At 67.0% G+C, this 20,468-nt stretch carries 20 protein-coding genes; 16 read left to right on the top strand and 4 right to left on the bottom strand.

What is annotated here, in order from left to right; genetic code table 11:
* The 15 genes from ABZW14_RS07680 (at position 1) to ABZW14_RS07750 (ending at position 14,473) form a co-directional block, all read left to right on the top strand.
* Positions 1 to 885, top strand: a complete 885-nt coding sequence (locus tag ABZW14_RS07680) for a phosphotransferase (RefSeq protein ID WP_355341401.1) — start codon at positions 1 to 3, stop codon at positions 883 to 885.
* 447 nt (positions 886 to 1,332) lie between these two features.
* Entirely contained in the window at positions 1,333 to 1,494 is a 162-nt protein-coding gene (gene amcA / locus ABZW14_RS07685) for a multiple cyclophane-containing RiPP AmcA (RefSeq protein ID WP_355341404.1), read from the top strand.
* Positions 1,491 to 1,835, top strand: coding sequence for a hypothetical protein (locus tag ABZW14_RS07690; protein WP_355341407.1), 345 nt, complete (start codon positions 1,491 to 1,493; stop codon positions 1,833 to 1,835). Before amcA ends, ABZW14_RS07690 begins: the two co-directional genes overlap by 4 nt.
* A 182-nt stretch (positions 1,836 to 2,017) precedes the next feature.
* The gene (gene fxlM, locus ABZW14_RS07695; RefSeq protein ID WP_355341409.1) at positions 2,018 to 3,259 is read left to right on the top strand and encodes a methyltransferase, FxLD system; all 1,242 of its coding nucleotides are present in this window, start codon (positions 2,018 to 2,020) and stop codon (positions 3,257 to 3,259) included.
* A 12-nt stretch (positions 3,260 to 3,271) separates the two neighbouring features.
* A complete protein-coding gene (locus ABZW14_RS07700) occupies positions 3,272 to 3,427 on the top strand; it encodes an FxLD family lanthipeptide (RefSeq protein ID WP_355341412.1) in 156 nt (51 codons plus the stop codon).
* Between the two features lie 69 nt (positions 3,428 to 3,496).
* Entirely contained in the window at positions 3,497 to 6,247 is a 2,751-nt protein-coding gene (locus ABZW14_RS07705) for a lantibiotic dehydratase (RefSeq protein ID WP_355341415.1), read from the top strand.
* Positions 6,244 to 7,314 (top strand): lanthionine synthetase C family protein, encoded by a 1,071-nt coding sequence (locus tag ABZW14_RS07710; protein ID WP_355341418.1) that lies wholly within the window; start codon positions 6,244 to 6,246, stop codon positions 7,312 to 7,314. The genes ABZW14_RS07705 and ABZW14_RS07710 overlap by 4 nt, the downstream gene beginning before the upstream one ends.
* Before the next feature lie 11 nt (positions 7,315 to 7,325).
* Positions 7,326 to 8,114, top strand: a complete 789-nt coding sequence (locus ABZW14_RS07715) for a thiopeptide-type bacteriocin biosynthesis protein (RefSeq protein ID WP_355341421.1) — start codon at positions 7,326 to 7,328, stop codon at positions 8,112 to 8,114.
* Positions 8,115 to 8,832: 718 nt separating this feature from the next.
* The gene (locus ABZW14_RS07720; RefSeq protein ID WP_355341610.1) at positions 8,833 to 9,486 is read left to right on the top strand and encodes an NUDIX domain-containing protein; all 654 of its coding nucleotides are present in this window, start codon (positions 8,833 to 8,835) and stop codon (positions 9,484 to 9,486) included.
* 154 nt (positions 9,487 to 9,640) lie between these two features.
* Positions 9,641 to 10,108, top strand: coding sequence for a hypothetical protein (locus tag ABZW14_RS07725; protein WP_355341423.1), 468 nt, complete (start codon positions 9,641 to 9,643; stop codon positions 10,106 to 10,108).
* 31 nt (positions 10,109 to 10,139) lie between these two features.
* Entirely contained in the window at positions 10,140 to 10,736 is a 597-nt protein-coding gene (locus ABZW14_RS07730; RefSeq protein WP_355341426.1) for a hypothetical protein, read from the top strand.
* Positions 10,737 to 10,758: 22 nt separating this feature from the next.
* Entirely contained in the window at positions 10,759 to 11,244 is a 486-nt protein-coding gene (locus tag ABZW14_RS07735) for a hypothetical protein (RefSeq protein ID WP_355341429.1), read from the top strand.
* Positions 11,245 to 11,250: 6 nt separating this feature from the next.
* The gene (locus ABZW14_RS07740; protein WP_355341432.1) at positions 11,251 to 12,159 is read left to right on the top strand and encodes a phosphate/phosphite/phosphonate ABC transporter substrate-binding protein; all 909 of its coding nucleotides are present in this window, start codon (positions 11,251 to 11,253) and stop codon (positions 12,157 to 12,159) included.
* Positions 12,156 to 12,845 carry an ATP-binding cassette domain-containing protein gene (locus ABZW14_RS07745; protein ID WP_355341435.1) on the top strand — a complete coding sequence of 230 codons (690 nt, stop codon included), beginning with the start codon at positions 12,156 to 12,158 and terminating at the stop codon, positions 12,843 to 12,845. The genes ABZW14_RS07740 and ABZW14_RS07745 overlap by 4 nt, the downstream gene beginning before the upstream one ends.
* Positions 12,842 to 14,473 carry an ABC transporter permease subunit gene (locus tag ABZW14_RS07750; protein ID WP_355341437.1) on the top strand — a complete coding sequence of 544 codons (1,632 nt, stop codon included), beginning with the start codon at positions 12,842 to 12,844 and terminating at the stop codon, positions 14,471 to 14,473. The genes ABZW14_RS07745 and ABZW14_RS07750 overlap by 4 nt, the downstream gene beginning before the upstream one ends.
* 725 nt (positions 14,474 to 15,198) lie before the next feature.
* Here ABZW14_RS07750 and ABZW14_RS07755 read toward each other — a convergent pair.
* From ABZW14_RS07755 to ABZW14_RS07770, 4 genes are all read right to left on the bottom strand, one after another.
* Positions 15,199 to 15,429: a hypothetical protein gene (locus tag ABZW14_RS07755; protein ID WP_355341440.1), complete on the bottom strand. Its 231-nt coding sequence runs from the start codon at positions 15,427 to 15,429 to the stop codon at positions 15,199 to 15,201.
* A gap of 115 nt (positions 15,430 to 15,544) precedes the next feature.
* Positions 15,545 to 16,993, bottom strand: a complete 1,449-nt coding sequence (gene ltrA, locus ABZW14_RS07760) for a group II intron reverse transcriptase/maturase (RefSeq protein ID WP_355341443.1) — start codon at positions 16,991 to 16,993, stop codon at positions 15,545 to 15,547.
* A 513-nt stretch (positions 16,994 to 17,506) separates the two neighbouring features.
* Positions 17,507 to 18,751: an IS256 family transposase gene (locus ABZW14_RS07765; protein ID WP_355341446.1), complete on the bottom strand. Its 1,245-nt coding sequence runs from the start codon at positions 18,749 to 18,751 to the stop codon at positions 17,507 to 17,509.
* A 389-nt stretch (positions 18,752 to 19,140) separates the two neighbouring features.
* Positions 19,141 to 19,338, bottom strand: coding sequence for a hypothetical protein (locus ABZW14_RS07770; RefSeq protein ID WP_355341449.1), 198 nt, complete (start codon positions 19,336 to 19,338; stop codon positions 19,141 to 19,143).
* A gap of 630 nt (positions 19,339 to 19,968) precedes the next feature.
* Here ABZW14_RS07770 and ABZW14_RS07775 point away from each other — a divergent pair.
* Positions 19,969 to 20,328 carry a hypothetical protein gene (locus ABZW14_RS07775; protein ID WP_355341452.1) on the top strand — a complete coding sequence of 120 codons (360 nt, stop codon included), beginning with the start codon at positions 19,969 to 19,971 and terminating at the stop codon, positions 20,326 to 20,328.
* Positions 20,329 to 20,468 lie beyond the last annotated feature (140 nt).

The following is a 20,468-nucleotide window of genomic DNA, read 5'->3' on the forward strand; positions in this document are numbered from 1 at the left end:
ATGTTCGTCGAGGCGCGTACCCGCCCGGTGCTCACCGAGGTGTGCCGTCGGCTCGGCTATCCCGACTCAGACGCCGCCCTGCTACGGCACCACACCAACGCTGTCTACGCCGTCGGCGACGTCGTGATCAAGATCGCCCCTGCCTCTTTCGGCCTGGAGCGAGCGCGGGCCATGGTGGCTGTGGTCGGCTGGCTGGAGGCCCGAGGTTTTCCGACGGTGGGACTCCACTCGGCCCTGGTGCAGCCGTTGCAGGTTGATGGTCACGCTGTCACGGTCTGGCGGCGTCTTGACCCCGCACACGATCAACCCATCAGCGTCGCTGAACTGGGAGCACTGCTGCGCCAATTGCATGCCCTGCCGATCCCGCCGATGCCGCTGCCCGTCCTGCGGCCGATCCACAGCGTCGAGCGGTCCGTCGCCCGTTCGACGATCCTCGACGGGAACGAGCGGGATCTGCTGATGGGCCGGCTCAAGGTACTGGCAGCGCGGCTGGACGCGCTGGGGTTCCCACGCGAGGCCAGCTTGATTCAGTCCGACCCGCAAACACGGAACGCGCTGCGGCGCTTCGACGGCACGCCGGTACTGGCCGACTGGGATGGCGCGGCCCTCGGACCCCGCGAGTGGGACATCGCGACCGTCGCCGTTCACTGTCGCCGATTCGACCCGCCGGGCCACACGCCCTTCGCCGAGTTCACTACTACTTACGGGTGGGATGCCACCGCCTGGCCTCAATTCGAGGAGCTGTGCCAGCTGCGTGAGCTGCAGATGATTGCCACCAACGCCCGCAAGTCCCGTCCCGGCACGGAGGCCGCCGACGAGGTGCACCGCCGGATCGCGGGCCTGCGCGATGATGGGGCCGAACTTACTCGATGGCACATCCTCTGAATCCCGCCGGGTAGGGGGCGAGCGGCCTCCATCAGCCACCCGCGCACGGCCAGGTCAGACACGATGAGGCACATGGTGACCCACCACGCTGGGTCTATGTTGGCCCCGTCATCCCCGCGATCGTGAACGCCAGGAACACGTCGGCGAGCCGGTCCATGATCAATTGGACCCCGCTATACCGACGGACCAGCGGCAGCCTCACGCCAGGGAGATCCAGATGTACGTGCCAATGGGCGGCAAGTCGGGCGGCGACCCGACCCGCCAGCAAGTGCTCGCGCCGGGCACTCCGTCGACTGTCCGGGTGGCTCCCCGTTCCCGTACTGCCATGAGGGCTGTGGGGGCGGGCGACCGGCGGTCTGCGCCCTGTCGTTGGCTGGCGGCGGTGGGTTTGCCGGTGCACCGGCAAACCCACCGCACACCGACGTCGGCGCCAGCTGGTGCTCGGCCATGACGGTGTACATGTCGCGGTACGCCGCCACGGGCGAGCTTCCCCGGGACCTCTCGAATCGGGTCGAGCCGGTGGAGCAGCCGGTGGCCGATCTGCCGCTGCTGACGCATGTCTGGCGGGCGGTGTTCGAGCAGCAGACGCGGAAGCCTGGCCGCCGATGACCGGCGACGGCACACGCCCCATCGTGCCGGACCGGCCTGGGCTGCCGGAACATCTGCCGATGCGCCCGCTGTGGCTGTGCCGCCGATGCGGGCAGCCGTGGCCCTGCGGCGCAGCGAAGCTCGCGCTCCTGGCCGAGTACCGGGAAGTGCCGGTGAGCCTGTTCCTCTACCTGGCCGGCTGCCTGCACGACGCGATCGACGACCTGCACCGGCTCAACCCGAGCGTCACGGGCAGCGCCGCCGACATGTTCGACCGGTTCCTCGGCTGGCCCGCCCGCCACACCCACGCCTACCGCGTCAGTACCACCACGGCCGCCAGCATCGAGGAAGCCACCTCGTGAACGGCATGCAGGTGAGGGGGTGTGCATATACGCCAGCAGGACGAAACCTTCGACCAGCACCACGTGGGCTTCAGACCCCATTGACTTAGCGAGCCTCACCGGCTTGAGGCGCTGTTGAGCCGAGAAGAGCGGAACGATGGGTCATCCGATCGGGAGGCCCTGATGAAGAGGAGAGCACCTGAATGAGTGTCGACACGGCGAGCGGCGAGGGCCTCCATGCCGCAATGGTCGATCAGCTCGTCGCCGATCACGCGGAGAAGGGGCTGGTCATGCGGGCTGAGGTGGAGGCGGCGCTACGGTCGGTGCCACGCCATCTGTTCACTCCGGATGCCGCGCTGACGGAGGCGTACCGGGCCGACCAGGCGGTGGTGACCAAGCGGATCGGCGACGAGGCCGTCAGCTCGGTGTCGGCGCCCTGGCTCATTGCGGAGATGCTCGGTCAGGCAGCTGACGGCATCGACGGCGGCTTGCCCGGCCGGCATGTCCTGGAGATCGGCTCCGGTGGGTACAACGCCGCGCTGCTGCGGGAGCTGGTCGGCCCGTCGGGCTCGGTCACGACCGTAGATATCGACCGGGAGGTGACCGACCGGGCCAGCGCCTGCCTCACTGCGGCGGGTTACGACGACGTGGTCGTGGTGTGCGCGGACGCCGAGCAAGCGGTCAACCCGGGCCGCACATACGACTTGATCATCGTCACGGTCGGCTCGTGGGACATCTCCCCGGCCTGGAGCGCGCAGCTCGCCGAGAACGGAACGCTGGTCGTACCGCTGCGCACGTTCGGGATGACCCGCTCCTGGGCGATGCGCCGGACCGGCGACCGGCTGGTCAGCCACAGCCAGCGGTTGTGCGGCTTCGTGTCGATGCAGGGCGCTGGGGCGCATGAGGTGCGGTACGTCGACATCGCTGACGGGGTGCACCTGCGGCTGGACGAGGACCAGCAGGTCAATCACCACGCCGTCGGTGAGCTGTTGGCGCAGCCGCAGACGCAGGCATGGGCCGGGGTGAGCCTGCCCCCTCGTACCGTCCTGGCTGACCTCGACTTGTGGTTGGCGACCCGCATCACCGATGCGGGACAGCAGTTCGTCGTTCTCACGGCTCAGCAGGAGGCCGTCGATGCGGGCGTCGTCGCCCCGGCATGGCGCTTCGGCACGCCGGCCGCTTCCGACAACGGCGCGTTCTGCTACCGCTCGGCACTGCGCTGGACAGACGACGACATGTTCGACCTGGGTGCCTGTGCACATGGGCCCGACGCCGCGGCGGCGGCCGGTCGGATGGTCGGACAGATGCGCGCGTGGCTGGATGCGGGTAGCCCTTCGCCGGTGCTGCATGTCCTGCCCGCTGGTACTCCCGACGGCGACCTGCCGGCCGGGACGGTGCTGGACAAGCGGCACAGCCGCTTCGTCCTCACCTTCACCCCCGCATAGAAGGGAACGCACGTGAACGAAACCGACGCCTCGGAGTTCACCCTGGACGTCAGCCTGGTCGACGCCGGCCCCACCCCGGGCGGCTACGCCACCGCCACCGACGACGGGTGCGGCTCCGGTAACACCGGCTCCAACGCCTGCACCACGAAGTGCGACGGCGGCAACTGACCCATCCATTCCTCTCACGATCGGGCCCGGCGTCGAGCTCGCCGGGCCCGTCGATTCGGTGGTGCAAGCATGGTTCCCGCAGCTGGCGCGGCGCTGATCAGAATCGCCGCCTACCCGAAGGGCCTCGTTCTTCCTCCCTGGCCCGACATGGCCCATGGTCATCCGGATCAATGGCGCGAGTGGCTGGACAGGACGTGGACGCTGCCCGGGTTCGCGGCAGCCGTCACCGGCGCGGCGCCGCAGATGGCCGACCAGATACAACGCACGCTGCGCGGGGAACCGATGCCTCAGCAGCGACTGCGGCGCCTGGTGCAGTCAGCGGTCCGGTACCTGCTGCGCTGGACCACCCGTGCGACCCCATTCGGCAGGTTCGCCGGCGTGGCGCCGGTCCAGTTCGGCGCTCGCGCGGAGGTCCGCCTGGGCGAGGCCCATCGTGCGGTCTCCCGCCCCGACGGCCAGTTCATCGCCCAGTACACCGCGCGGGCCGAACAGGACCTGGCCACCCTACGCACCGTCGCAGTTGTGACGAACTCATTGGGATACCGGCGCGGCGACAGGTGGGTGCTGCCCTGTGCCCACGCCAATGCCGATCGGCGGTGGGACGTCGAGATTCGCCTGACCGGCCCGATCCGGGCTGCGATCCAGGCGGCGCGGTCCCCGGTCAAGTTCGCCGAACTCGCCGCGGCGGTCGCCGGACCCGCCAGCATCGCCGACGCCGAGAGGCTGCTGGCCGAACTGGTTCACAACGAGGTGCTGCTGTCGGCCCTACGCCCACCCATGACCGCCACCGACCCGGCCGCCCACGTCGCCCGCCACTACGCCATCTCGGAACCGGGCAGCCGGACCGCCGTTGATCTACGTGCCGACATAGAGGTGACCCTGCCCCCGCCGGTGCTTCACGAGGCGGAGCGGGCAGCGTCGACGCTCGTGGCGGCGGCGCCATCGCAGTCCGCCGGATGGGCCGAGTACCACAGCGCGTTCATCGAGCGGTGGGGCCCAGGAGCGGCAGTTCCCATCCGTGATGTGCTGAACGTGCTCGGGTTCCCGGCTGGCTACCGGGGATCCACTCGCCGCGCCCCGGCGCTGTTCACCGCCCGCGACCGGCTGCTCGGACAGCTCGCGCAGCAGGCCGCACTCGACGGCTGCGCCGAGGTGGCGCTCGACGACGCACTGATCGACCGGCTGCGCGCGAGTGACGACCGGCCGCCGATCCCGCACACCGAACTGCGGTTCACCCTCGCCGCCGACACCCTGCACGATCTGGACCGCGGCGCGTTCACCCTGACGGTGCTCAGCGGGTCCCGCCACGCCGGAGTCGCGGCGGCCCGGTTCCTGCACCTGCTCACCCCCGCCGAACTCGCCGGATTCCAGCAGGTCTACCGGCATCTGCCGACTGCCCTGCCTGGCGCGGCCCCACTGCAGCTGTCCGGGCCCCCGCTGGACGCTCGCCTCACCGCAGTGGCCCGGACGCCCGAGCTGCTGCCCGTCCTTCCACTCGGCGACTTCCACCAGGCACCGCCATACACGATCGAGGATCTGGCGGTGACCGGCGACGGACGCCGGTTGTGGCTGGTATCACTGGCCACCGGTCAGCCCGTCGAACCGCTGTTGTTCAACAGCGTGCTGCTACCCACACTGCAGCAGCCGCTGATGCGGTTCCTGACCGAGATCTGGACCGCCTGGACGGCACCGTGCAGCCGGTTTGACTGGGGGCACACCAGCGGCCTGCCGTTCCTACCCCGCCTGCGGCGTGGACGCACCGTCGTGCACCCCGCCCGCTGGATCGTCGACCACACCGCGCTTCCCGCTCAGGGCACCGGATGGCAGCAGTGGTGTAACGCCTGGCAGCGACACCGCCACCAGCGGCACATCCCGCAGCAGGTCCTGGTCGGCGACGACGACATACGCCTACGCCTTGACCTAGACAACCCCGCCCACCTGGCGGTCCTACGCGAGCACCTCGACCGAGGTCCCCGCACCGCGATCACGGAGGCTCCGGGGCCAGCGGGCTGGATCGACGACCGCCCCGCCGAACTCCTACTCACCCTCACCTACCCCGCGCCGGCCGTCCGACCAGCCAGGCGAGCCCGAACCGCCACCACTGTTCAGCACTGGCCTGGGCGGTCACGGTGGCTGGAGGCACATCTACACGGTCGGCTGGACGACATTCTGACCGACCTCGCCGGCCGCCCCGCCGACCACCTCCCAGCAGGCTGGTGGTTCCTGCGGTATCCCCACCCCGAGCCGCACCTGCGACTGCGCATCCCGCTTCCGGACACCGACCGATTCGCCGACATCGCCCGCCATCTCGCTAGCTGGGTGCAGCACCTGCACGATGACGCCCTCGTACACGACTACAGCCTGCACCCGTACCGCCCGGAGAGCCGCCACAGTGCCGCAGCGACCTTGGCCGCCGCCGAACGGGTGTTCGCCGCCGACTCCCGTGCCGCCCTGCCCCGCCTTAGTGGAGACCGCCAGGCCGCCACCGCCGCCGGGATGATCGCCATCGCTGACAGCTTCACCGGCGACGGCCCGCGCTGGCTCACCACCCACGTCCCTCACCGGACCGGTCCCCGCCTCGACCCTGCCCAGCTCAAACATGCCCGACGCCCAGTGCATGACGAGCGGCTCGCCGCAGCGCTGGCCGCATACCGCTCGATGGTCGCCGATGACGGGCTCGACCCCAACGACGTGCTGGGTGACCTGCTGCACCTGCACCACGCCCGCATGATCGGCGTCGACCTCACCTCCGAACAGCACTGCCTGCGGCTGGCCCGCACCATCGCCCTCACCAGCGGTCACGGCGGACGTACGCCGTGACCGCGGGCCAGTCCCTCGCCGACGGCGCGGCAGGCATCGCCTTGCTGCACCTGGAAACCGGCAACCGGCCGGCAGCGTACGAGGCACTGCGCCACGCCACCGCCGGTGGCGTAAGCATCGCCAAGGGCGCCAGCCTCTTCTACGGCGCCCCCGCACTCGCCTTCGTCCTCGCCACCACCAACCATCCAGGGCTCGCCCAGGCACAAGCAGCCACCGCCGACGGAACCGCCACGGTCACCCGCCGACGACTCGAAGCCGCCCACCGCCGTATCGACCAACATGAGCAGCCGCACTACGCCGAATACGACCTCATCCGCGGGCTGACCGGGCTCGGCGTCGTTCTACGCCGGCTCGGGGATCACGACCTGCTCCGCCAGGTTCTGGACTACCTCGTCCGGCTCACCGAACCGCGAGGCGAACTGCCCGGCTGGTGGTGCTGGAACGCACCCGAACGCCGCCAGCCACCGCCCCCCGGCGGTCACGCAAACTTCGGCGTGGCCCACGGCATCACCGGCCCACTGGCACTGCTCGCCCTCACCCTCCGCGACGGCATCACCGTCGCCGGACACACCACGGCGATCAACCGCATCAGCCGATGGCTGGACACCTGGCAGCAGCACACCGGCGGTGCGATCTGGTGGCCGCAAACCATCACCATCAGCGACCTGCCCCGCGCAACACCGACCCAGCGAACCCCGCTGCGGCCGTCCTGGTGCTACGGCACCCCCGGCATCGCCCGCGCCCAGCAACTCACCGCACAAGCCCTGCACGACACCACTCGCCAGCGCGTCGCTGAGACCGCCTTCACCACCTGCGTCACCGACCCCGAACAACTTCGACGGCTCACCGACCGAAGCCTGTGCCACGGCACCGCCGGACTGCTGGCCACCGCCCGCCGCATCGCATCCGACGCCCTCACCCCCATACCCCTCGATCTCGTCAACGATCTCCACCGGCAGACCGCCCCCATCACCAGCGAGCCCGAAGGGCTGCTCGATGGCCGGGCAGGCGCCGACCTCGTCACCGCCGTCGCCACCGCCTGGGACGCCTGTCTCCTCCTCACCTGAAAGAGCCATCCGTGGACCCCACCCCCTGGCACCAGGTCAACATCAGCTACCCCGGCCAGACCGCCCGGGAGCGCGAGAAACAGGCGGTCACCCACCTCAGCCGAGTGCTTCCCGCCGCCGAGACCGCCGGCCTGATCACCTCCTGGTGGTTCATCCGCAAAGGCGCCTGGCGCATCCGCTATCTCCTTGCAAACAGCCCAGACAGCGGAGACCGGGCCCGCCGGCTACTTACTGAAGGGGTCACCTGGACCGGCGACATCTACGAACCCGAGACCCATGCCTTCGGCGGCCACGACGCCATGACCACCGCCCACACGCTGTTCCACCACGACAGCCGCCACCTGCTCACCTACCTCCACGAGCACCCCACCACCCGGCGCGAACACTCGCTGATCTTGTGCACCGCCCTGATGCGCGCAGCAGGGCTGGACCTCAACGAGCAAGGCGACGTCTGGGCCCAAGTCGTCGAGCACCGCGCAGCACACCTCAACCAGGCACCCACAACCGATGCCCCCAGGTGGGAGAGGTTCACCGGAGACGTTCGGAGCCTGCTGCTCGGCGCACCTCGCACCCCCGGCGAATGGCACACCGCATTCGCACACGCCGGCGCAGCTCTACACCGCCAACGGGAACGGGGCACCCTCACCCGTGGTCTGCGGGCAGTAATCGCCTTGCACGTGATCTTTCACTGGAACAGGCTCGGACTACTCGCCACCACCCAGGCCACCCTCGCCCGGGCAGCCCAGGACGCCACCTTTGGCCTGCCCGATCCACATCATGAGTCGAGGCCTTCTCACTGACGGCTCGCCCGGCAGTTGGCCTGCGGCACGGCCGCGGCTGCGCCATCACCGAACAGGAGTGCCTACGTCGAGTTCTCCTGCGGGAACGACACAAGCCGGCGGGCTCGCACCCATCATCAACGAACACGCCGTCCCACGGCCCCCGACCACGGCTACCACGAAATTTCGAAGGGATCGCGCACGCGCCCGGTACCGGCGATACTCACGTCACTACGCGACCCTCTCTGCAGCCGGACGCGTCTATCTCGCATGTCCCTGCCGAAGTCCCGCGTCGACATGAGATGCGCCGCAGGCCACGGAGTTCGCGACGGACAAGCTGCGCGACTGGTACACCGGCGTGACGTCCTCGCCCAAGACGACGAAGTCGTCCTACCCGAGGCCACCTCGATGCAGGAAGTCACTCTCCCATCGCTACCACCGCCGGGCTGCCAGTAACCGGCCGCGGTGACGACCTGCTGCCTGCAGGCCCTGATGCCGAGTCCGCCGCTCGCCCACGACGGCGGTTAAAGCACCGCATATCCACTGAAAAGGACGCGTGTTCGACCTGGTTAACTGAGACTCTTCGATCCCTGTACGAGCGGGCTATATGCTCGATGCATGGCGACCTGCCGCTCACCTAGTTTGGGCGCGGCGTCGGAGCGGAGATCCAGGGCAGGTGCAACGGTAGTCTGCAGTGAATAAGGCCACCCCAGCTTGCAAGCGACGGGAGAGAGTCGTGATGGTACGTCCCGCACAACACGGGGATGCCGAACTGGAGGGGTGCGGCGCTGATCTTGCAAACCGCGAAAAGTCGCCGTACGAGTTTCAGGTAATTCGTGACGAGCGGATTTCTTTCCGCGGTCGAGTGTTCGAGATTTCGGAGCTCGATGTGCGAGAGATGGGCATTTCGAAGACCTTTGAACGGGTCCGGCGTGCGCCGGGGGTGCGGGCAATTGTGCGAAATGCCGCCGGCGACGTGTTGCTTACTCGGGAATGGCGCCACGAACTGGGTCGCGTGGACTTGCGACTGCCCGGTGGTAAAGTTTTCGATACGCTCGACGAATACCGTCTGTGCAAGGGCACCGACGAATCGTTGCAAAGTGCCGCCTCTGCTGCTGCCCGTCGTGAGTTGCGGGAGGAGGCGGGCATCGAGGCGAGGTCCGTACAATTCCTTCATCGCAGTGTGTGTGGTGCCACAGTTGAGTGGGACCTATATTACTTTCTTGCCCATGATTGGAGGGATGCCGTTGACGGCCCGGCACCAGAGCCGGGCGAGGACATCACCGTCAGCTGGATGACGCAGCAGGAGACGATCGCGGCTTGTCTCGACGGCGCGGTCAGCGAAGAACGCAGCGCATTGGTCCTACTCCGGCTCCTCTTGCCTGAGAGGTAGGTGTCCTTTGTCGATCTTCAAGGGGGTCCTCCTAGTAGGAGGATCTGGGGCTGGGAAGTCGACAATCCTGTCGATCTTGCGGCGCCGGTTTGCCAGCGTGGGCGGAATCGCATTTCCTCGCCGATTCGTCACCCGTCCTCGGAGATTGGATGATGTGTCGGAAGAGAACGTTGCCGTTACCAGCGACGAGCTGGACGATCTGGAACGGTCCAGGCGCATTCTTTTTCGTTGGCAGAAGGTGATGGGTGAAGGCATCAGCGCGCATTACGCCTTCGAGAAGCCCGCCGCTCCGTTCGCCGTGCTAGGTGGCAACGATGCCCTACTGATGAACAGGGGAAGCATCCGCCCTGCGCCCAACCAGCTCGATGGCTACTTCAAAGTATTGGTCTTCGCACCCGCAGCGGTGCGGGCTGAGCGGCTGCTGCGGAGATCGCCCGAGTTGGCGGACTGTGCGGGCGAGTGGCAGGCGCGGATCGAGGACAACCAGTCGGTCCTGCGGCCAATGGTTGACATGGTTTTGGTCAATATTGATGATGATCCGAGCCGGAATGCCGAGGGGCTCCTTCGAGTGATGGAGCTCCACGTTGCAGAGGGGGGTAGGCAGGTTGCCCGGCGAAGGTGACGCAAAACTGGACCTTGACCAGGTCCCAGGCGTGCTCGAGGCACTAAAACATGCCTCGGACCTACTCAATACCCTCAAACTCTTCGGTGTCGAAGAGGCCCCTGCCATGCTTAAGGCATCCAATGCTGCCCCTGAGCGGTGCATGGCCCAGGCGCATACGAGTCTCGATTTCTTCGGCTTCCACGGAAATAAGTGGCGTAACAAGCCTTGGTTTAGCGCCGGCCTTGAACGCCTATGGCGGCGCGGCGGCAAGGTCAGATTTTTGGTGGTGGACGACCTAGATGAACTTCAGCGGAGCGAGTACGCTGCGTTAATCCGTCGCTGGCCGAACACGTTCGAGGTCAGGTTGATGCCGTATCCAGCGCTCTTCAGGTTGGTGTTCATCAACAATGATCGGTTGGTCTTCGGTCACTATGGTGCCGACGTAATCCTTGAGGATGGAGTCAACGCGGCTGGCTGGCTGAGCCCTCATCTGATCATTCACTGCGGGACGACCTGGTCCCTGGGTGTTCCCTTTCGCCAGTACTTCGAGCAGAAGTGGGAGGCAGGGAGGCGACTGCTTCCCGATGCCACTATTGCAGATCCCAGTGAGTCGGATAGCCAGGTGCAGCGGCGAGAGTTCGGGTGAGCGAGTGCCCTACTCAATTGACGTGGGCGACATCGACTGGGGCGATGCCGGCGGGTGGGCGCAGGCGATCGGCAACTTCGCCCTCTGGTTGATAGCCGTAATAACCCTGCTGCGAGACCGGAAGCGGATCACCGCGTTGGAGCGCGAGGCGGCAGAGAACCGCGAAGAGCAAAAACGGGCACAGGCGAGGCTCGTATCGGCGTGGCCAGACGAGTGGTCAGCCGGGCGGGTGGCCGGGCGTTGCCTCAACGCATCGAGCGAACCTATCTATCGGGTTGTTGTCCGCGTCTTCAACGAAGGCGCGCGGCCCGCTGAGCCGCCGACGCGGGCTCACCGCCGCACCACCTCCATTCCCCTAATGCGCCCCAAGGAGGAACTCCCCTTCGTGGTAGCTGACGGCGGTCCAGCAGGGCAAGCCAACGCGGTCGCGGTGGACCTAGCATTTGTAGACGCCGCTGGTCACATGTGGTGGCGGCAGGGCGACGGAACGCTGTTCAAGCAGGGATGAGCGGAGATGCATCGACTCGTTCGCGCCGTACTAGCCACGACGACCGCTATGGTCCTCGCCTGCACCGGCTGTGTAGCCAGTTCCGCCGAGTCGCCGATTAAGGTAGCGGTGGTTCCCGGTGAGAATGCAGGAAGCCTGTCCGAGACTTACCGCGCGCTGGTGGGTCTGCTAGCCCAAGCGACTGGCCGAGAAGTCGAAATCATACAAGTGGCTGACTACAACGGGGTAGTCGAGGGGTTGCTGGCCGAGCGGATCGATGTCGCCGAGCTCGGTCCGGTTACGTACCTGATCGCGCAGCAATCCGGCGCCAATCTACTGCTGGCCGGCATCTACAGCAGCGGACAGCGAGCGCCTTACTATCGATCAATAGCGGTGACGCGGGCCGAAGCTCCAGTAGAGGTTCCGGCAGGGCTACGAGGCAAGCGGGTCTGCATGGTCGATCCTCTATCCACCAGCGGCGGATTGATCCCCAGGGCCGCGATAGTCCAGGCTGGCCTTCCCCTGAACGGCGCGGTCGATATCACGTACGTAGGCGGCCACGACGTCGCAGTCGCCGACGTCCGGCGGGGACTTTGCGACGTAGCGTTCACATCCGACGAGATGTTCGAGCGGGTTCTACCGTCCCGGAAACTCAACCTCTCCGGGACGCAGGTCGTGTGGCGGTCGGAACGGATACCAAATGCACCCGTCGTGGTCCGTGGCGGCCTGGACTCGGAGGCTCGGGCCCGCGCCCTGACGTCGCTTCGACAAGACTTCAACGTCAGCCGGCTGGTCGCGCTGGGCATTTGTGCGAGCGCGGCGGAATGCCGAATATCCAGTGACCCGTCGGTGACCGGCCTGACAGAGGTCGACGAGTCGGTATTCTCGGGCCTACGGACGGCATGCCGCCTCACTGGCTACCGGCAGTGCTCGTGATACAGCAGAAGGGTTTGCTGGCGGAGTTTCACGGGGCATCTCTCGGATACGGTCCAGTCACCGTCCTGAAATCCATCTCGATGCAGATTCGAGTCGGCGACAAGATTGCGCTGCTAGGAGCCTCCGGATCGGGCAAGTCGACCTTACTGTCGAGCCTGGCCGGGCAGATCCCGTTAGTCGCGGGTGACCTCACATTTTCCGGTGCGCTTAGCCCGGCGCGGCGGCCGCCCCGCTTCGACCCGAGGATTGCGTGGGTACCGCACGACCTGGCGCTGGTGCCGGAGCTGCGGGCAGTTACCAACGTACTGCACGGTTGCCTGGGCCGCCTTCGCCTGCCCCGCTTCGGCTGGCATACATATCCTAAAAACGAGCGCGAAGCGGCGTTCGACCTGATGGCGCGGCTGGGCTTGAGAGCGTTCGCCATGGTCCCGAGCGGACAGCTCTCGCGTGGACAGCAGCAGCGAGTGGCGTTGGGCCGAGCTCTACTGCAAAGGCCTGTGCTGCTCGTATTGGATGAGCCGACAAGCGCGCTGGACTCCCCGACAGCGGTGGCGCTGTTCCGGGTCCTCGACGACCTTGTGCTCCAACAGGGTGCCGTCCTAGCAGCGCTGCATGACGAGGCACTAGCCAGGGTTTGGGCTACGCGCCGCTTGCACGCCTCTAGCGGCCGTATCGTCGAGGAATGAGTCGCCGGCGGCGACAGGTCGCGGTGCTCACAGCGCTGTGGCTCGCCGGCATTTGTCTAGCCGGCTACTGCGCCACCGGGGTGACGGCGGCATTCTCAGCGCGTTTCCTGGGGAGTCGGATCGGGGGAATTTTCCCACCTTCCTTCCAGGGCGTGACGATCGCCACTGTCGGCATGACGGTCGGCGTCGTGGTAGTCGCCGCGGCAATGGGCGTATCGCTGGGATCACTCCTCTTTCTCCTCCGCTCAGTTCCGACTCAAGAATCGAACTGGTGCCGTCGCGTCGGTGTGGTGGGAAGTCTGCTGGCGCGTGGCTACCCCGAGGTTGCAGTCCTTTTCATTCTCCAGCTCATTTTTGGGACGCAGATCCAAACCGTGCTCGTCTGTGTTGCCGTTTACACGGGCGGCGTTCTCGGGCGACTTCTCGACATCACCGTCACTGAGGACCAAAAGGCACCCTATTTCCGCGCTCGGCAAGCCGGCGCACCGCATCTCGTGGCCTTCACCGCAGTGTTGATGGCGTCGATTGAGACGCTGCTTATACGGGCCTGTCTTTTGCGGATCGACTCGGTTCTTCGCAAGATCGTGGTTCTCGGTGTGGCCAGTGCCGGCGGCTTGGGACTGACCTTCCTGGAGAGCTATGCGCTCGGTGACTTCGCGGTGGTCGGTGGTGTCTGCCTTATGCTGTTCTGCTGCCATGCCGGGCTCGAACTTGTGGCGGTCATGGCCGGGGTCAACCAGTCCGCCTCGCGGCGACCGCGAAGCGCGATGCGCGGCGCAGTGCGGAGGAGTGTACTGGTCGGACTTCAGACTCTCGGCTTCGGCGGCTGGGTGCTTTGCCTGGGGTCCCTGTTGGTCACTCCCCGACTTATTCCTTTGTATGGCGGAGAAGACCTCCACGCCAGATACATCGCGCGGCGGCTGGTGGTGGCCGCAGCCGAGACGTTATTCAGCGCGTTGGCCGCCGCGGCGCTCGGTGTGACACTCGGTTTCCTCGTGGGCCTGGCCGCGTCGGTCAGCCTCTCTCGTCGGCGTTGGGTGCCGCATGGTGTGCGGATGCTGCTGGCTGCGGCTAGGGCAATACCGGACATCCTTCTCGTGATGCTGGCGATCTCGGCCGTAGGTCTCGGCTGGAGTTCGGGAGCCGTTGTGCTGGCCGTGCTGAGCACGATCACGACCGCCAAACTCTTTGCGGACGAAGTGGACTCGGTGGGCATGGGTTCATACCGCGCCCTCCGCTTGGCGGGCGCATCGTTCCTGCAGGGGATTCTAGGCGGCTTGCTTCCTCGCATCGGTCGGCAGCTTGTCTCGATTGGCCTTTGGCAGATCGAGCACAATGTCCGAAATGCCGTCCTGATCGGTTCGGTCGGAGCCGGCGGTTTGGGGTACTTCTTAGTCGAGGCGCGGAATGCCGGGTCCATGCCAGGACTTCTGGCAGGGGGCTTCGTGGCCTGTGCGCTGGTGGGATGCATCGAGCTGCTGGGTGGACGGTGGGACGGGGAGCGGGTCTCCTGGTTTGGCCTCAGCGGCGAGTTTGAGGCGGGCCGGGACAACCAAGATGACCGAGCACCTGCCGCTAATCGCGAGGAGGGCCCTCCAGTCGTCGGTAGCGGGCGCCTGTCGATATGAGAGGGCGGCTTGGTGCGAGAACGGGAACCCATAGCAGGAAGGGGCAGTGGGGTTGAGCGCCGTTCGATACGTTGGGCGCCGTTAAGCCCGTTCCGTCCACGCTGAAGGCGACAACATCGAGGTGTACGCGCCGTCTTCGAAGACGGCACCCTGCAGCTTGTGAGGCGGAATGTAAAGTTCGAGTGAAGCAGGGTGCCTACGGCACCGGCACAACCGAGCGGGTGGGCGACACGCGTTCAAACGCCTGCCGCCGAATCGCGACTCCTGGTGGCCAGTGGCTCCGGGCCTGGGGGCAGGCAACTCGTCATGATCTTGCTGTCGGCGACGCGTGAAGATTGACCCCCAGGCGGCCCACGCGCCGCCAGGGCCATGATGACCGCCTGGGCCGTGCCGGTGTCCATCCCGTCCCCGGCGGGGTGCGCCCGCCCAGCACGGTCCAGGTGCCGTGGCAGGGAGTAGCCCACGTTCACCCACGTCACCCGGAGCCCCGTTCGCCCAGCCCAGGACCACACCCGGAGCACACGAATCCCGGTTTGCGACCAGCGGCCGGTCGCAGTGACCCGCGTTGGCACCGGTTCACCCGGGTTGGCATCCGCTGGAGAGCACACAAAGCCTGACGTTCCTGCGGCCCGTCAGTGCGAATCAGATGAAGGCGTAGGGGAGTCCTCCAGGGAGAACACCATAGACACTCACATTGGTCTACCTCTCTGTAGACATAATTGTCACTATGTGATCCGCCGCGCCTCGCCAGCGCCAGTACCCGGCGGGGGAGTGCCGCGGTCCTGCTCTCGCCACTGGCCGGCGGTGTCGGCGCGCAGCAGGCGATCAACCATCTCCAGCGCCGGTGGCTCCGAGTCGAACTCCCAGCGCAGCACCTTCCCGGACTCCGTGTCCCCGGCCCGGGCCATCACCGTCCAGCGCGTCTCGCGGACCAGCCACACGTCGCGCCGGGTCAAGCGCCCCCAGTGAGGTCGGGCCGAAGCGCGGTGCCGGGCTTTCGTCCGGTCCGTTTCTTCGGCCCGCCTCCCGAACCGGACGTGCAACTCTCGCTGCATCCGGCTCTCCACGGACTCACGTCGGCTGGGTCAGGCGACGTGTCGGGGGTGTCCAGGGGTTGGGGATCACGCTGCGGCGTCGGTATCGGGTGACGGTGACCGAGGCCGGGTTGAACAGGGTGAGCTGTCCGTCGGTGATCGTCCATCCGCCGGCCATGAAGCGCCGTCGGAGTTGCTTCCACGTCAGGCCCTTGTGTCGTTTGCGGATCCAGATTGCTGTTCGGCGCCAGGTGAAGGCGCCGAGGTAGCTGAAGGTCCGTTTCGACACGCCGTGCTTGAAGTAGTTGCTCCACCCTCGGAGTGCGCCGTTGACGCGTTCCAGCAGGGCGGTCAGGTCGGCTTGTGCTGAGCTGTGGGTGAGCGTGCGGACCTTGTCCTTGATCGCGGTGACCGCTTTCTTGGACGGGTATGTGTATACGCAGCGCCGACCCGTGCCTCGTTTCCGGTGCCGCTGGATGCGGAACCCGAGCAAGTCGAAGCCCTCGTCGATGTGGACCACCATGGTCTTCGGCGGTGACAGGCGCAGGCCCATCCCGGCGAGGACCACGGCCACCTCGTCGCGCAGCTGTTCGGCGTCACGCCGTTCGCCGTGCACGAGGATGACGAAGTCGTCTGCGTAGCGGACGAGCCGCCAGTTCGGCTGGCCGTGCCGGCGGCGTTTGGCTCGCAGACCCTTCGTTGACATCACCGTCTGCCAGGTGTGCTGGGCGAAGTCGTCCAGCACGGACAGGGCGATGTTGGCCAACAACGGAGACAGAATGCCCCCTTGCGGCGTCCCGGTGTGGGTTTCCTCGCGGGAGCCGGTCTCGGTGAGGATCCCGGCCTTGAGGAACGCTTTCACCAGGCTCAGCACGCGTTTGTCCCCGACACGTTGACGCACCCGCGCCATCAGCCCGGCGTGGTCGATCGAGTCGAAGCACGCCTCGATGTCCGCCTCCAAGATCCATTCATACGACTTGGACGTCAGAAGATGGATGTCGGCGATCGCGTCCTGAGCGCGCCGGCGGGGCCGGAAACCGAACGAGCACGGATGGAAATCCGCCTCGAAGATCGGCTCCAGCACCAGCTTCAGCGACGCCTGCACGACCCGGTCCGCGACGGTCGGGATCCCCAACCGGCGCTTCTTGAGGCTGCCCGGCTTCGGGATCAACCGCTCCCGCACCGGAAGCGGCCGAAACTCACCCGACCGCACCGCCTCCCGGATCATGCCCATGAAGGGCTCCGCACCGACCAGCGCCTGAAGGTGATGGGCGGTCAAGCCGTCCACACCAGCGCTGCGCGAGCCGGTGTTACTCCGCACCCGATCCCACGCCACCATCAGGAACGCGGGATCGGTGACAAGGTTGAACAGATCATCAAACCGGCGAGACCGATCCTCGCCTGCCCATCGATGCAGCTTGGTCTGAATCTCCAGTACCCGCCGCCACGCCTCATCGAGACTCGGCCACGGCGCGCCGGTATTCACCAGCGACCTCCTGGCATGACAATCCCTCCCTGCGAACCCGCTGCCCGCCTTCGCCATGCAGACGGCTCTCCCGCCCTCGGACTACTACGCGGACTCCGCCCCATCGAGGTGCCCCGGCAGGACAACGTGCCCTCCCATCTCCGCCACGCTGGCCGCGCCGCGGCGGGTCCGCACCCAGACGGTTCCCACGTTCACCACCGATCGATCGACGGAGGAGGTGCCCAACTTTGCCCCTGCGGCCCGCTGCGGGTACGCCGTAGACCTTCCCCGCAACCACCACGACGAGGGGATCAACCCCGCCGTGGAGCCCACCCGGACGGCGCTAGCCCGGATGGTTCGTCCGCGATCCCGGCCCATATCCGCCAGATTTGAGCCGGTGGTGGAATTAAGAGGCGTTACACGTCGGTTCCTCACGTACACCTTTCCGTCTCGCTTGCCGAACCTGGGCCGTCTGGCAGGGTCACGTCCGCGCTGGTGGTGTAGGAGACGGCCATCGCGGGATCCGGTCTGATGTTATGCGGCGATCGGGGTGGGGTCGGGCTGCTCGGTGTCGTGTTGGCCGGTCTCGATCGTGACCATGCGGGCTTTGGCGAGGAGTTCCAAGCCCATGTAGCGGCGGCCTTCGGTCCACTCGTCGGTTTGTTCGGCCAGGACGGCGCCGACGAGGCGGATGATCGCGGGCCGGTTGGGGAAGATGCCGACGACGTCGGTGCGGCGGCGGATTTCCTTGTTCAGCCGTTCCTGCGGATTGTTTGACCAGATCTGGCGCCAGATCTCGCGGGGGAAGCCGGTGAAGGCCAGGAGGTCGTCGCGGGCGGTGTCGAGGTGCTCGGCCGCGGCGGGGAACTTGGCTTCGATCGTGGTCACGACCCGGCCGAACTGCGCCCGAACAGCGTCAGCGTCGGGCTGGTCGAAGATCGTCCGCACCAGGGTCGCGATCCACGGCTGCGCCGACTTCGGCACCTTGGTCAGCAGATTCCGCAGGTAGTGGGTCCTGCACCGCTGCCATGAGGCTCCTGGCAGTGCAGCGCCGATGGCCTGCACCAGGCCGGCGTGGGCGTCGGAGATGACCAGGCGGACGCCGGACAGGCCGCGAGCGGTCAGCGACCGCAGGAACGCCAGCCATCCGGCGCCGTCTTCGTCGGAGGCGACGTCGAGGCCGAGGACCTCGCGTTGGCCGTCGGCGTTGACCCCGACGGCGATCAGGGCGTGGACGTTGACGGTGCGGCCGTGCTCACGGACCTTCATCGTCAGCGCGTCCAGCCAGACGAAGGTGTAGTGCCCGGCGTCGAGGGGCCGGTTGCGGAACGCCTCGACCTGGGCGTCCAGGTGGGCGGCCATTTCCGAGACCTGCGACTTGGACAGCTGCCGGATCCCGAGCTGCTCGACCAGCTTCTCCACCCGCCGGGTCGACACCCCGAGCAGATAGGACGTGGCCACCACCGACACCAGGGCCTGCTCTGCCCGCCGCCGGTGGGTCAGCAACCAGTCCGGGAAGTACGAACCCTGCCTCAGCTTCGGAATCGCCAGATCGATCGTCCCGGCCCGCGTGTCCCACTCCCGCACCCGATAGCCGTTACGGGAGTTCACCCGCTCATCGCTGCGCTGCCCATACCCGGCGCCGCAGACCGCGTCCGCCTCGGCGGACATCACCGCCTGCGCGAACGTTTTGATCATCGCCTGCAACACGTCCGGCGACGCGCCAGCGATCTGCTCGCGCAGCAGGTCAACAGGGTTCACACTCTCTGAAGCGGCCATCGCGTTCTCTCTTCCTTCTCTGACTTGGTCGTCTTGAAGGATCGACGCGATGGCCGTCTCTCATCTACGCAACACGCCCATCACGGGCAAGTCGTACACCACTCCCGTGGACGCAACCTCTGGCAGTACCAACCCACCCCGGCGTTGTCGAGGCCGCTTCCCACCCTCCCGCGCGTTCCCGCGGTCAGGCTGCCTCCAGCTTCACGCCCACTGCTACGACAGCAGACGGGTGAAGGTCTCCCACCTCCACTCGACCGATAGCGCCTCGTGGCGCACGACACCGTTCCACCACCGCCGTACCACTTCCTGCACCCCGCGATCGTACATACGTTCGACCTGGGTGGGCGGCTTGGATGGCGACCGTGTCTCGCGCGCCCGTAGCGAAGGGGTTACTCGCAGCGGTCCTCCGCGCCCCGGCCGTAGGGCTCGCAGCAGTCCGGGCGGTGCCGATACACCCGAAGATCACGTCCGCTCCGGCGGGCGAACTCGGGCGTGATCTCGTACAGGCAGGCCTGCCACACGACGGTCTCCCCGCCGCGGGACACCACTTGGCCGTCACCCGGCCCGCCCCGCAGGAACACCTCCACCTCTCCGACCGTAGGTGATCGACGACGGACTGGCCCGAACTCGACCGATCCCCCAGCCTCGGGCGATCGAGAAGTAGAGGGTCCCCGCAGCCACGTTGACGCTGCGGGGACCGGTGTCGGTGGCCTGCGGCCTGGGCTGCTCCACCTGTACGTGACCGTGGCCAGCAACCTCAGGGGCGACCTCGCCGACTTGTTGAGGTTCGCCGATGCCGCAGGCGCTCCGCCAGCGCGGTGCTTAGCGTTGTGGAGAACCTCAGCGCTGTGGAAAACGCCCTGATCATTGCCGAATGTGCTAGCACCCATCGCGAGCAGTGACGGCCTCGGCAGCTTCCTGCTGGACACCGCCTTTGGCTCCAACCCTCCATGCGCCCGATGGCTCCGAAAGCCGGGACGGCCGCACGGCGATCGGCCGGCCAGGTCGCCCGATCACCGGCGGGGGCCGTATCTTGCTCCCGCTGGGTATCGGTCCCGGCGGGAGGAGGGACCTCGGTGGTGGCTGTGAGTCGACGGTGGCGGGTGATTGCGGCCTCGGGCGCTGGGCTGCTCGTGGTTGCGGCGCTAGCGTGGGTGCTTTGGCCGGATCCCGGCCCGCCGCCTCGTGAGCGGCAGTACCGGGCGTTCACGGCCTGCATGCTGACAGACGACCGGGGACTGGCGGGACCGGAAGCCGCGGCGAGTTGGGCGGGAATGCAGCGAGCGTCGCTGGCGACGTCGATCAAGGTGCAGCACCTGGCCGTGGTGGGGGAGCAGACGTCGGAGAACGCCGAAGGGTTCTTCAACACCCTCGGGGTCCAGCACTGCCGGATGGTGGTCGCGGTGGGCAAGGCACCAATCGCGACCCTGGCGAAGGGCCACCGACGCTTCCCTGACACTCAGTACCTTGTTGTTGGTGTGTCGCCGGACCCGGCCGTGCCCGCTGTGGCGGTCGGCTCGACCGACGCGGTGGCGTCCGAGGTGGAGCGGCGCGTGACCGCCGCCGCCTCCAGTTGATCTCATACTTCTAGAAACTTAGATATTGCTTTTTCAGCCAACGTTCAGGAAGCTTCTCGCGGGTTTGATCACCAACGGGGGAGGCTGCCATGGGCGGTCAGCGCGTTCCTGCCTTGCGTCGTACTGCCGCCCGGCAGATC

This window comes from Micromonospora sp. NPDC004551, assembly GCF_040609975.1.
Lineage (GTDB): Bacteria > Actinomycetota > Actinomycetes > Mycobacteriales > Micromonosporaceae > Micromonospora.